A 13,264-nucleotide genomic window follows, 5' to 3' on the forward strand; every position below is an offset into this window, starting at 1 on the left:
AAATAGACGCGCGAAATAAAGATCCTGGGTTCTCACCGAGCCACATCCGACGAATTCTTTAGATCGTTCGCACATCTTCTAAAGCCCAGCCTCGGTGGAGGAATAATTTCCTCTCCGGCTATTGCACGTAGGCCGCCCAAAGCTCCGGATGGCGAGCACTCATGAGCCGCCTACCTGGGTTGGAGAGTTTCGTGAGTATTGCAAGCGGCAAGCATATTCGGGAAAAATCTCAAATTGATACGTGGTTTAGCGATGGATACTGAGGGATGAGGCTTCCTTCGCTTATGGCGCGTTACCTTTCGGAACAAATTTCACCCAGCACCAAATTTGCGAAAATGGTTATCCATAGTAATAATCAATAGATCGAGGCTAGGTAACGACGGGACCTCGGAGGTTCTGAGGCTAAGTGTCTTCCCTCCCGAAAGCGATGTCCCCGCGTTGCAAACTTCCAAGCCGGTTCGAATACGGCAAGCGGAACCGTCATCGGAGGGATTGCGAATAAGGGGATGTTTCAGTTGGTGCCGTTGGTGTCACGCACCTGATCTTGGCGCCGTCCTGCTGGGCCCATTAGTGGCTGTGGTGCCAAAGGGTGGGAACTCCCGCACGGAGGCTTCACTAACCTTGAGGCGCCGACCGTCTTCTGCACACAGGCACGAGTATCATTCCTCCTAGCATCCCCTGCCGACACCGGAGCCGGGGGTGGGGGCACCATAGAGCAGATCCTGATCCCTGTGCCTCCAATCCTGAATGCCAACAAAGGGCAACGATATGCCATGAAGACAATGGTATTCCTCACTTCTGTTAGCATAAAGTGCAATTAAGGAATTTCAAACTCGATGCCAAGCTCAGAAATGCAAAGGCCTAGGTACGAGGGGTTGCAAACTCTTCGTGCGATTGCGGTTCTTCTGGTTTTGACCTACCATGCGGCGGCCCGAACTGCCCAGATTCTCTCGCGAAATATCGCTGACTGGGGCCGTGGACGCGCAGGGGTCGATATCTTTTTCGTGCTGAGCGGATTCGTAATGGTGTACTCATCCCTGCGTCTCTTCGACGATCCATACGGATGGAAAATTTTCCTAGAGAGGCGGCTCGCGCGGGTTGTTCCAATGTATTGGATTGCGACAACGATTAAGATCGCGATCATGCTGATGGCAGCATCGCTAGTCTTACACTCATCACTTACTCCTTCGACTATATTCCTTTCATTTCTTTTCCTCCCTTCCGCTCTAAAGGAAGGCTCCGGCTTATTGATTCAAGCGGCATGGACTCTCAGTTTCGAGATGCTGTTCTATTGCCTTTTCACTTTTATTCTTTATTTTCGCTTGAGTCTCTTTCCAGTCATGGGAATAGTGCTTTCGTGTTTTACGCTTATCTCATTTTTGCACCCCCAGTCATCCTCCTCGCCCCTCTTTTTCTTCTTCAATTCGGTGATATTTGAGTTTTATTTAGGCATGTTGATTGCGAGATACTGTACAGGGCGCTTCCGAGTCACGCGGGTTCAGGGAATGGCGATCTTTAGTCTAGGAATATCGCTTCTCCTGCTCTTGCCGGAATATCCGACTATTCCTCGACTCTTTACGATGGGCTTACCGTCTGCCATGATGGTAATGGCTATAGTTTTGCTAGAGGAATATCTAGCCCGTCCAGCCAAAGCGATTCTATGGATTGCGGAGGCTTCGTATGCAATCTATCTATTTCAGATGCTTACAATTCAGATAGTTCCTACACTACTAAAACGTATTCACTATCCAAGTGTCACATTGTCGTTTATCGGATGCATCTTTGTCGGTGTGGCGAGCGGCGCAGTCATGCACCATGGCGTTGAAAGACCAATCACAACTTGGCTTAGGGATCATCTGAGAGTGCGGCATCGGAAGTTCATTCATCAGCCATAATTGCGTCCCGATCGGATGTGGAAGATGTGCACTATCCTATCAAACTAGGGACTTCCTATGGTGAACCTTCGCAATTGCACCAGCGCCGGACGTGGCGTTGTCGTGTCCGATGTGCCGCTCGAAGTCGTCATTTCGGCCCACTATGCCCTATCGGGGCATAGTGTTACAATCAGGTGAATCGCCTGCTCAAAATGAACGATTGGTCAGGCGTCCGACTAGAGGTGTTCCGAAGGAAACATGTTTGGGCATACTAGCTCGTACCCTTCTTTATAAGGGTTCTACATAAAATCTTCTGCCCGGAATGATCATTAACTCATGGAAGTTCAAATTCTCGGTACGAGAGGTGTGCCGGCTGCTCACGGCGGTTTCGAAACCTTCGCGGAGGTGCTCGCTCTTCATCTGACGAAACTAGGACATAGGGTCACCGTGTATTGCCAGTCCGACGTTACGAGTTCCGCCAAGGAAGATTTTTGGCAAGGCATCCGAAGAATTCACCTCCACGGCGGCGAGGGTCCCCTTGGTACGATGAGATTCGACCTTGCGGCAGTTCGCGAATCCCTCAGATCGCAGGGTGTGCCTTTGATCTTGGGATACAACACAGCGATCTTCAGCGTTCTCTACCTGCTCAAGCGTCGCAAGACAATTATGAATATGGACGGCATTGAGTGGAAGCGCGAGAAATGGAGCCGAGTCGAGAGGCTTTGGCTCATGTTCAATGAATTCCTAGGAGCGCGGCTTTCCACCCATCTCATTGCCGATCACCCCGAGATCGCCCGACATCTCGAGCGGCATACATCCAAAGCCAAAATTTCGGTCATCGCTTATGGAGCTGACGAACTACCACCAATCGATGTTCCGACCGAGGAAGAGCGAATTATTCTAGCGACATTTGGAGTCGAGGTGGGGCGATACATGATTGTTATTGCGCGACCTGAACCCGAAAACTCCATTTTGGAAATCGTCGAGGCTTTCTGCAGAAGATCTCGTCCCGGCAAGCTCATCGTGCTAGGGCGGCTTTCTCCCCAATCGAACGCCTATCACTCACGTATCATGGACATGGCAAATTCCGACGTAATCATGCCTGGAGCAATCTTCGACAAAACAGTTGTGAAGACTCTACGTAGGTTCTCTATGGCTTATATCCACGGGCACAAGGTCGGCGGTACGAACCCCTCGCTCGTCGAGGCACTCGCCGCAGGAAATCCAGTCATCGCTCGATCAACCCCCTTCAACGCCTGGGTGGCTGGTCCGGGAGCAGAATACTTCCAGTCCACAACGCACCTTGACGACATTATTTCAAAGCTCTTCGCGGACCCTGAATGTCTTGCGAATATGCGTGCAGCAAGCCGCGCTCGATTCCAGGTTGACTTCAAGCAGGAGAAGATCCTTGGGGCTTATACCCAGCTTCTGGAGGCCTATGCAACTGACTAAAGAGAACACGATGCAGAGCTTTGTGCCAGGGCGTGTTTCCGTTATCACGGCAACATTCAATGCCGAAACACTGCTGGCGAGATGTATCAACAGCGTCTCTACGCAAGACTACCCCGATGTCGAACACGTGATCATCGACGGTGGATCTAGTGACCGCACCCTCGACGTTATTGAGCAATATAAGGACTACATCGGCTACTTTACAAGCGAGAAAGACAAGGGCATTTATGATGCTTGGAATAAAGGAGTGAAGGCTGCGACAGGAGAATGGATTGCTTTTCTCGGCTCTGACGATGAGTATTATCCAGGAGCAATCTCTTCCTACATGCGCCTCGCAGCCGGTCACCCCGGTACGGAGTACATGAGTTCTCAGGTCCGTTGGGTTCCGGCCCCACCTGAGAAAGTGAAAATCATCGGAGCCCCTTGGGATTGGCCAGGTTTCCAGCGTGAAATGCGTGTGGCCCATGTAGGAAGCATGCATCACCGCTCTCTGTTCCATCGGCTAGGACTATACGACTTGACGTACCGCATCACAGGAGATTACGAACTCTTGTTGCGCGCGGGGGATACTTTACGAACGGCCTTCCTTCCTCAAGTCACCGCTGAAATGCAAGCAGGTGGAACCAGCGATTCGTTCGAAGCGTTGGTCGAAGCGAAGAAAGCAAAGGTTCTTTCTGGAGGGCGATCGAGAGCGTGGGCTTCGTTCGAATATATGATCAAGCATTCGAAGCTCCAATACCGTCGAGGACTCGTAGCAGCTCATCGTTACTGGGCCACACGGTAATTGGCTTTACATTTGTGTGGCATGTCGGGCTCGACATTCGCAGTACTTGCGCAGCTCGGTATGACACAGAGTAATTTTGCTTGATCTTCGAGGTGTGATGTGCCCCTCTCTATTTTGTTCGTCCACCAAGGCTACGAATTGTACGGGTCCGATCGGACGATGTTACAGTCCGTTCGTGCCGCTCAGTTGCGCTGGCCAAACGCACGGCTTACAGTTCTACTCCCTCGCGAAGGATCACTTTCGAAGGCGATGCGCGACATCGTGGATGATGTCCGTATATCGGATCTAGCCATTTTGCGCAAAAGCAACTTGAAGAATCTTCGTCTTGGAAGTGTCATCCGTCTAATAAAAAGGGTCTATAGAGCATCGATCCTCATGCGTGACTACGACCTTGTCTACATAAATACGATTCCCGTTCTTGACTATATTCTTGCCACTAGATTTAGCCATCAACCTGCTATCGTGCATGTTCACGAACTACCGACCGGCACTACAAGCACGATTCTCTCAGCTCTGCTTCGGTTTAGCGGGGCCGCCGTGCTCTTCAACTCTCACGCCACCGCGCAATCATTCTCGCTTTCGCAAGATCAATCCAGAGAGGTACTTTGGAACGGATTGCCAGATTATACGGTTCCTCGTTCAACTAAGCCAAAGGCTGAACTCAATATTTTAATGATCGGACGATTCAATGCTTGGAAAGGGCAGGCTACCCTAATTAGGGCTCTAGCCTCGCTTTCGATAGATCAGCGAGCCAAGATTCGAGTGCGCATCGTCGGAAGCTATTTTGAAAACCAGCGTCACTACTATGACAATATCGTTCAGCTTGTGCAAGAGAATGACCTGAGCGAGATCGCTGAAATACTTCCCTTTCGTGAAGATCCATCCGACCTCTACGCTTGGGCTGATATCGTTACGGTCCCATCCGAGGCACCAGAGCCCTTCGGTCTCGTTGCAGTCGAAGCGATGGCGGCCAGCTGCTGTGTGATTGCGGCCAACCATGGAGGTCTGCGCGAAATCGTAGTCGACGGTTCTACCGGCACTCTGGTCGTACCTGGAAACGCGGATCATCTCGCAACCGCTATCGCTACCTATCTCGAGAATCCTATTCTCGCACAGCAACACGGCTCTGCTGGTCGTGATCGCTTCCTCAGTGAGTTCCACGAATCTCGCTACATGGAAAGGATCGGGAACTTCATAGGATCGCGCATTTCTCGGAGCTAGGTGGTATTCGGTAGGTGGATGACTTTTTTGCCAGCGATTTTTATTCGATCACGGAAGAATCGTGTGATGGGCTCTTCGACACACGAATGGATAAGACTACCTACACCTAGCGACACGAGCACACTACAGATGATTGAGAGCCATGGCTTCGTCAGATGCAGTTTCGCGAAAACTGCCGGTACGCCCGGCGCGATTAGCGAATGGAAGAGGTAAATGGCATACGAAGCATCGGCAAGATACAGAACGAAATTCGGAATGCGCGTGAGGCGATCTTCTAGTGATGCCATTGAGTAAATGATGAGAGCGGCAGCTAGCCCATGTGATATGGCATGCGCCCTAAGCATAGGCTGCCATGGGGTCACAAGAGCCCAAAACGCAAGAAGTAAAACAGCCACTGCTGCATTTACGGGCAGATGACGTCCCTTCATGCAAGCTCTTGCAATCAACATCCCATAGAGGAACTCCAGCACAGAGACCTTCAGATAGAATGAAATCGCGGGCCATTCGGAGTGCCGGATAAATGCGCCACAGGAAAGCAGTATAAGCACAGATCCAACAAAACGATAGACGTTCAGCCGAAGCCAAAGGGCCAGAGTGAACAGAAAATAGAAAAACATTTCGAAGTTAAGCGTCCATCCTACACCCAATAGTGGACCAATCTCTCCAGTGGAGTTGCGGGACGGGAGGAATAGATAGGACGCAATTACCTCAAACATCCCTAGCTTCGCGTGCAACACCACTCCCGATGCAACAAGCAGCAGAATCACCTTAGCCGTAGTCGCCAACCAATAAAGCGGAACAATGCGAACAATACGGCGTTCAGCGAAGATCTTCCATCCTTTCGGGTCGCCAAACAGCTTTGTCGAAGAGTAGATCATGACGAATCCGCTCAAGACGAAGAAGATGTCTACACCTGCCGCGCCGTTCTTCCAATAGCCAAAGCCTCCGGCCAAACGCTCCGAAGCGTAGTAACCAGAATGCGTGACGAGTACCATGAATGCTGCAACGAAGCGCAATATTTGAAGTCCCAGGTATTTCCGGCGCATCGCTGTAGGCTCTTTCATGCTTTTATATCCCATATCTTGCACAATGCTCGTTTCAGAAAGTTCACGATGGTCGACGGCTTGAATCCGTATCTCGCTGAATGTCCATCGGAAGACGTAAGGGTCGTAGGATCACTTGTTGCTGTCGCTCATCGCTTATAAGGCAGGCCCCCCCTCCGAGGATTAGTGCATACGCGATGTGTTGTAGGTAAAACAATTGCTGCAATGGGATGTTATATGCAGAGGATTCGATCCCATTGATCAGGCAGTAGAGTTCTATTGCGGTGCCACAGCACAGGGCGTGGTAGGCTGCGGAGGCTGCTTTCCGAACAGAGGCTTTCCTGATAAAACGATGCACGAGAAGTGCCAATTGCAGTGTAAGCAATAGAAAGCACAACAGCCCCAACCATCCTGCATCTAGAAGGTACTGAAGAAATGTATTGTGCGCAGTACCGAGTTTACTAATGTCACCATTGAAGTAAATGTCGAAACGATTTGCCATAGCGTGACGGAAGCCGGCAACGTAGCCGAGACCTTGCGGACTCTCAGAAACCAAGGAAAACGCGAGCTGCCAAAGGTAACTCCTGCCTGAACCCTGTGCTATTTCCGCCGTAGATTGGCCGCGATGAAAGGCCGTTACAATCTTTTCACTACCTACGACAAGGGTCGCTAGGGCAGAGGTCGCCAGCAAAACTAGGATGGACGTAGTCAGCTTGAGTCGACGAGTCGCACTGTCAGTGGCCCAGAGGAAGGAAATCATCGCCATTACTACGAGCATTGCAAAGATGGCACCACGAGATGCACTTGCAAGAGTACCGAATACACCAAAAATTACGAGAGCCAAATTCTTGGGTGACTTGTCGAGCTTGTGTAATAGAAAATACAGCGAAATGAACGCGATGACTGGACCAAGAATGACTGTGCTGCCAACGGCTCCGCCGGTCAGTCTAAATGCCTGACCATTTTCCGTGGTGAAAACCATGCTAGGGCTAATAATGAAGACAGCAATGATCAAGAGGTAAGAAGATACGCAAACCCTCCGAAGTGCCCTAAGAGCCTCGATCCAGTCCTGAGTATTCGTATAGGTGTCTGAGACAAATTGAACGACGACCACCCATGTCATGAAATAGAGAAGGGCGAACTCGGCCGAAACCGTTCTCCCTGGCGAATACAAAATGGATACTGCAAAGAGAACCCCCAACAAAAGGGCGGTCCGGATAATCCCTTGGACTTGAGGCGGAATGAACATACTGGAGCGGATGCGGTAGATGGCATTCGCCGCCACAGCACCGATCCAAGTAACTTGTAGAACCGACCAGAGGTCGGCGTGCGCCTGGGATGTATCCGTACCAACACCAGCAGTTCTCAAAACCGGAGGTCCCAACGCTAGCAAGAATATAGGATACCGCAGAAGAAATCTCAAAGTTGAGCGATTCCGTCCGGTCCGGCTCGCATCTAAGCGAGCACCACCGCTCCATCTTCTTATAATTGAATGTTTACCACGACCTAAATTTAGCAAGATTAGCTCCGCCGTGCGAGAGCGGCGAAAGTGTAGACACCGCAGATTTCCTCTATTTTACACGCCTTCTGTTCCGTATTTGGTTCTGTTGACGTGACGCTAAAAGTGATAAACTTGCCACTCTGGCAACCATGAACGTACGACATCACCATGTGGCGGAGTTGCAGTCTCTTCGTGGACTTGCGGCAATATTAGTGCTTCTTCATCATTCGGCTGCAGTTTTCACGCTCCCCCCCCCTCCGAACTCTGGATAGAACGGCTTTTGAATGCCCATGCCGCAGTGATGTTATTCTTCGTCATGAGCGGATATGTACTCTCACGCTCCCTCGACAGAGTCAGTTTAAGTTTAAGCAGCCTTTTCAAGTTCTACCTTGCACGACTATTCCGCATCTATCCTGCTCTACTTGCAGCATGCCTTTTGGCAGCCGTTTACATGATGGTGGTACGTCCCCATTTGCCGGTCTCCGGCGCCTCCAAGTGGTACATCGTGAACGCAGCCAAGCCCCGATTAGGCTTGATGCTCTCGACGTTCACTGGGCGTCCCACCTCGCTTCTTCCACCCATGTGGTCAATAAAAGTGGAGATGATAGCATCACTTGTAATACCCTTCATTGCCGTATTTGTTCGACGCGGCTTTGGTGGACCTCTGCTGGCCATTGCCCTCTACGTTGGTTTCCACACTCAGGGAGGATCGTTGCTCATCTTCCTCCCTTCGTTTGTGCTAGGTTCACTTGCACGTCACATTCAGATTAGGTACGGCTGGCTCTTTCGCAGCAGGTTTGTCTTATGGTTCTCACTTTTTGCCATGCTATTCTTTCGCACGCTGAATCCCAAATGGCGCTTCGAGGTGGATTACAACGCTTTTATCCCGCTTGTAGTTGAATCGCTATGTGCATCTATCTTCATTCTTGGTCTGGTTGAGCGGAGATGCATCCCCCTGCAGGGTCGCCATGTCACAAGACTGGGAGACATCTCATACAGCATATACCTCTTGCATTTCACAGTGATGTCCGTCTGCGCTGGCATTATTAGCCTAACTCCTGTCAGTGCCACGTGGAGATGCATCATCCTGATGCTAGTGACTCTAACTATGAGTTGGCCAATTTCATCAATCTTTTATGACAAGATCGAGCTACCTGGCATAGCTTTAGGCAAAATTCTCTACGCCAAGCTTACACTGAGACCTGCTACCCTTAAGCAATAGACACTTCACATTGACATTTGGTCGATGATCGGCGCGTAGGCCTTCAACATGGGATCAACCTTCTGGATCCCTCGGTCGGCCCAAACAAATAGAAGGCAAAGGCTCAAATAATACGCGAGCGTCTGGGCGGAGGAGTTCTGGCAATACTCATCGCTCAAAGCGTCCTTGCACTGTCGAATCACCTCAGCGGCCTTTCTTGCGATCATTTCCGGGGGGGCCACGCGAAGAGCGAGGGGTTTGAGTGCAAAATGAAGCGGATCCAAAAGAGGAAGTGATTCCGGTTCCCCGTACTCCCAGTCAAAAACGTAGGCACGCCCAGCCGCCAGGCGCACGTTCCAAGGAGTAAAGTCATTGTGACCAATTACATATGGCATATTGGAATCGCCGAACAGGCGCTCAACGGCATACGACGCTTTACGCAGTCGTATGGCCCATTCGGTGGGTAGCAGACTTTCCACATCATCCAAGCGCGACGCGATTGTTCTCGCAAACTGGCTTTCGGAATATCGTCTACTTTGATGTGAGGTTGCTTGAAGTACATTCAGATAAGCGAAATGAGGCTGCCCCAACTCGAAGCTCATTTCTCCTTCCAAAACCTCCTGTGCCAGGAATGATATCCCAGATGGGTTTTGGTCATATCCCAACAAGCGAGGCACATGCATCATAAGATTCCGGTTCTGTCCGAGCCGCTTTAGCCATCCCGCTTCGTTCTCCAGCAGTTTCGCGATCGCTGGCCCTTTTCCTGCTTTCACCACATACTTCGGTTCCATCTCCTTCGAGAGCAGAAGAATCGTATCCTTTGACCAGGGCCCGGCCGCCCCTCTCCTTGAGCATGAAAGGAGAGCATCTGAAGGCAGAAGGCTACGGATCCACGCAAGGTTCTCTGACTCGACGGATGGCACAGCGCCAGTGATCACTGGGAACGCCGTCTGTAATCGTAGAAATGGTTCGACGCGCCCTGGCTTAAACAAACTCAAGCAAGCCCTTTGGGCGTTACGATCCATCGGAAGAATATAACGTACTGTTCCCTTCCAAGAGACTGCGAGATGTGTAGAAGAGGTTCGTGCCGGCTTATAGAAATTTCCCAGATCATCCATTGGAGATCGGCCCCAGCGCGATTGCCGCGGTCACCGCATCTGTTACGTCAGCGATCACCCTTTCCAGCGGTTGGGATGCGTCCACAATCACGTGCCGTCTTTGTGTTTGAACAAAGTGCAAATATGCGGCGCATTGTCTCGCTGTTTCCTCAGGAGTAACTTCTTGCTTGCGCGCTTGTAGCACTTCAGGCGGCGCGTTCAATAAGATCCAGAGCCGTGGCTGTGGCATGAACTTCCCAAACAACCTAGCGAGCCAAATTGGCGCTCCGAATCGGTATCGCACTGGATCCACGAGTAAATCGTGATAGTAGCGATCACAAACGAGCACGTCGTTCTTCTCTGTAAACCAGCGCGCATACCATTCCTCTCCTAGCCAGATCCCAATCTTAACCATCGAGGCGAATGCTCCCCGCGGCGGCTTGCCATGCGGATCGGTGACGATTGTTACTTGCTGACCGCGCAAAGTTGCCACCATCCTTGGCTTTAGGTGGCGCATACCTGCATCTATGCCCGCCGAACTCAGGCTGGCCATGAGCCCAGCGATGACGGAACTCTTGCCTGCACCGTCGGGTCCAAGGAATACAAATCTCATTCCGTCACTCCGTAATATTGTGCGCTAAGGGTTGTGCTCAGGCGTCGTCGCGGATGCGCCAACACAGAGATAGTTGTATGAAAGAGCTACCTTCTTCAGAGTTCGGATTCGCGGCTCGCAATTCCTTTGGCAAGCAAAGCTCTCTTTAAGATTGAAACTAGTTTCACCTCGGTACGCTGAGCGAGTGCATCAACCACAGCTACGCGCATGTTAGCGACTACATCCGAAGCAGGATCCGAGGCATCCACTTCTATGCAGTTTTTCTTAGACCGCATCCACTCCCCGCAGATTGCTAGGGAATCAGTCTGAGTGTGAGGCTTGAGTAGTATCCATAGGTCCGTACGAGGAAGAAACCGCACAGCAAGTGATGCAGCCCACCGATGCATAGCGGGTTTGAGACCTTTTGCATTCCCACACTGGTAAAGGAGCTCTGAAGATGAAACTCGAAGAGTCAGATTCTTCCTGCCGCCAAATTGTCGGCGCCACTCGGCGCTCAGCCAACACGCGATGCGGGCAATGGAAAATGAGGACGAAATATCCAGCCCCGCACCATATTCGACTTCTGGTGCAATATATCGGAGTGCAGCCACAAGATTATCTGCGGCCTGTTTGCCGAGCCGAGCATTAGGACAAAATATCCTAATAGTCTGCAAGGTTTGAGGAGAATGCCGCACTCTTAGAACGATGGCATGATGCCGGATCACGGCTAATAGGCTTTCCAAAGGCTTACGTAAAAAGCGGCGAATCAAAAGCGCCCGGCGCAACGGACCGATACACAAGAGAATTTTGCTCTTATCACCATCTATCGTCGCTTCAACGAGGCGGGCGGCAACACGTTGCCCAAACGCCGGTCGAAGAATCGCCTTTGCTTCGGCCGGGTGGCTGGCCAACTCCCTTCGCACATCGGCAAAGTATCGCTCCTTGACAAATCCCGAAATTACGAGACTCGTTAGAAGAGAGATGAGTGCTTCACATACCGGGGAGGGCACGAAAAACTTGAACCCATCTTGATTGCGCTGCACCGCAGACGCGATAACGTCCTCAGGCACCAGATACGGCAAACCCTTCCAGGTGAAGGAGCGGATGAAATCCACTTGAAAAGCATTTCTTCCTGGAACCGCGGAGACTCCATCCAAGAAGGTCATAGCCACATGATATTGTTCGTTATATCCGGTTATACGAATCCCGGGAATGGACTCCACCGCCTGGATAGCGAAAGGCAATTGGTCCGGACGAATCATGAAATCCACGTCATTTCCAATGTTTGTTTCGGGGAATCCTTCATAATTCCGCAGCACGCATGGAATAATCTGATGCGTTTGCAGTTGAGCGACAAGTTGGCGGAGAAACCCACCGAAAGAGAGCACTGGTGCCTGCTCAAGGGCTCTACCCTGAGGAGCTTCGCTGTTGAGGATTCGCACCATAGATCCATTCACCGTTTCTATATGTTCAAGCTTTTGCTCATGGCCTTCGAAGCCGAAGCTCGTCGTTGAGCAAGGAGTTTTGTTGTAATCTGGGGCAAGATCATGCCGGGACGGAGCATCACCCCCAGAAACGCATTCGCGACCGCGCCAAAATAGTGGCGTCGGGCATACTCAAATGTTGCGTTCTTATAAAATATTTTGGCATAATCTTTGCGATCTTGATTAACACGAATTCTCCAAGGTAACGTCTTACGGAAAGCGACAAATTCGCCCCAACTCAGTTCTGGCTTGCCCTTTCGTCTGCGCAGCATGCAATCTTTGCACCATCGCAACTGCTGCCAGCAAAGCTTGTTCTTCCCTACCGTCGCGGACGTTCCATGAATACGATAACGCAAGAGATATTCTGGCTGAACCAAAATCTTATGTCCCTGCTCGAGTAGTCGATTCCAAAGATCGACGTCCTCGTTGGTACGAAATTGGTCTCGATATCCTCCAGCGGCCAAAACAATGTCTTTTCGCAAGATTGCGGCGGGATGACTTATCGCTATTACCTCGTCGGCGGCTACGAGTTTCTGAACGGCTGCGTGCGTGGTGAGTTTAGAGTGATCTCGTGCGAACTCTCGACCATTCGCGTCAATGTGGATTACTCGACTACTAGCAACGGCTAGTTCGGGATGTTCGGTGATGAAGGCCAATTGGGACTCAATCCGGTTTGGAAGCATCTCATCGTCCGCGTGCATCAGAACCACCCATTCACTTGTCGCCAAGGCAAGTCCGCGATTTAACGTAGCAGCAGGGCCGATATTCTCATGGAATGAGACGTGAACGCGCGAATCCAATGACTCAAATCGCCTGGCAATGGTGAGCGTGTCATCGTCCGAACCATCGTCCAATATCATCAGCTCAAAGTCTTCATACGTCTGCGCCAATACGCTTTCAATGGCTTTAGCGATGTAGCGCTCGGCATTATAGGCAGGCATCAATATAGTAATCGGCATACTAAAACTCCCAACCTAGGATTCAACTCATCCATAAATCTATACTGATCGAACAT

Annotated in this window: 10 protein-coding genes; 4 read left to right on the forward strand and 6 right to left on the reverse strand. The window is 50.9% G+C overall.

From position 1 onward, the window contains the following. The first annotated feature begins 875 nt into the window (after positions 1–875). The 4 genes from PW792_10480 to PW792_10495 all read left to right on the forward strand — a co-directional run bounded on the left by PW792_10480 (position 876) and on the right by PW792_10495 (position 5,331). Positions 876–1,895, forward strand: a complete 1,020-nt coding sequence (locus PW792_10480; protein ID MDE1162353.1) for an acyltransferase — start codon at positions 876–878, stop codon at positions 1,893–1,895. A gap of 315 nt (positions 1,896–2,210) precedes the next feature. Continuing rightward, the gene (locus PW792_10485; protein ID MDE1162354.1) at positions 2,211–3,326 is read left to right on the forward strand and encodes a DUF1972 domain-containing protein; all 1,116 of its coding nucleotides are present in this window, start codon (positions 2,211–2,213) and stop codon (positions 3,324–3,326) included. Then, positions 3,313–4,110 carry a glycosyltransferase family 2 protein gene (locus tag PW792_10490; GenBank protein ID MDE1162355.1) on the forward strand — a complete coding sequence of 266 codons (798 nt, stop codon included), beginning with the start codon at positions 3,313–3,315 and terminating at the stop codon, positions 4,108–4,110. The genes PW792_10485 and PW792_10490 overlap by 14 nt, the downstream gene beginning before the upstream one ends. Before the next feature lie 249 nt (positions 4,111–4,359). Beyond that, the gene (locus PW792_10495) at positions 4,360–5,331 is read left to right on the forward strand and encodes a glycosyltransferase family 4 protein (GenBank protein MDE1162356.1); all 972 of its coding nucleotides are present in this window, start codon (positions 4,360–4,362) and stop codon (positions 5,329–5,331) included. Here PW792_10495 and PW792_10500 read toward each other — a convergent pair. The 6 genes from PW792_10500 to PW792_10525 form a co-directional block, all read right to left on the reverse strand. Continuing rightward, complete coding sequence (locus tag PW792_10500; protein ID MDE1162357.1) at positions 5,328–6,395, reverse strand: acyltransferase; 1,068 nt, start codon at positions 6,393–6,395, stop codon at positions 5,328–5,330. The genes PW792_10495 and PW792_10500 overlap by 4 nt on opposite strands. Positions 6,396–6,438: 43 nt before the next feature. Continuing rightward, positions 6,439–7,743, reverse strand: a complete 1,305-nt coding sequence (locus tag PW792_10505; GenBank protein MDE1162358.1) for an O-antigen ligase family protein — start codon at positions 7,741–7,743, stop codon at positions 6,439–6,441. 1,359 nt (positions 7,744–9,102) lie between these two features. Then, positions 9,103–10,101 (reverse strand): phosphotransferase, encoded by a 999-nt coding sequence (locus tag PW792_10510; protein ID MDE1162359.1) that lies wholly within the window; start codon positions 10,099–10,101, stop codon positions 9,103–9,105. 85 nt (positions 10,102–10,186) lie between these two features. Continuing rightward, positions 10,187–10,786, reverse strand: coding sequence for a hypothetical protein (locus tag PW792_10515; GenBank protein MDE1162360.1), 600 nt, complete (start codon positions 10,784–10,786; stop codon positions 10,187–10,189). A 95-nt stretch (positions 10,787–10,881) separates the two neighbouring features. After that, positions 10,882–12,153 carry a hypothetical protein gene (locus tag PW792_10520; protein MDE1162361.1) on the reverse strand — a complete coding sequence of 424 codons (1,272 nt, stop codon included), beginning with the start codon at positions 12,151–12,153 and terminating at the stop codon, positions 10,882–10,884. Positions 12,154–12,227: 74 nt separating this feature from the next. Continuing rightward, positions 12,228–13,208, reverse strand: coding sequence for a glycosyltransferase (locus PW792_10525; GenBank protein MDE1162362.1), 981 nt, complete (start codon positions 13,206–13,208; stop codon positions 12,228–12,230). Positions 13,209–13,264 lie beyond the last annotated feature (56 nt).

The sequence above is a fragment of the Acidobacteriaceae bacterium genome (assembly GCA_028283655.1).
Taxonomy (GTDB): domain Bacteria; phylum Acidobacteriota; class Terriglobia; order Terriglobales; family Acidobacteriaceae; genus Granulicella.

What these genes read in the sequence shown, in the direction of transcription:
- PW792_10485 (MDE1162354.1), top strand. Translation starts at nt 2,211, where the DNA reads ATGGAAGTTCAAATTCTCGGTACGAGAGGTGTGCCGGCTGCTCACGGC.
- PW792_10490 (MDE1162355.1), top strand. Translation starts at nt 3,313, where the DNA reads ATGCAACTGACTAAAGAGAACACGATGCAGAGCTTTGTGCCAGGGCGT.
- PW792_10495 (MDE1162356.1), top strand. Translation starts at nt 4,360, where the DNA reads ATGCGCGACATCGTGGATGATGTCCGTATATCGGATCTAGCCATTTTG.
- PW792_10500 (MDE1162357.1), bottom strand. Translation starts at nt 6,395, where the DNA reads ATGAAAGAGCCTACAGCGATGCGCCGGAAATACCTGGGACTTCAAATA.
- PW792_10510 (MDE1162359.1), bottom strand. Translation starts at nt 10,101, where the DNA reads ATGGATCGTAACGCCCAAAGGGCTTGCTTGAGTTTGTTTAAGCCAGGG.
- PW792_10515 (MDE1162360.1), bottom strand. Translation starts at nt 10,786, where the DNA reads ATGAGATTTGTATTCCTTGGACCCGACGGTGCAGGCAAGAGTTCCGTC.
- PW792_10525 (MDE1162362.1), bottom strand. Translation starts at nt 13,208, where the DNA reads ATGCCGATTACTATATTGATGCCTGCCTATAATGCCGAGCGCTACATC.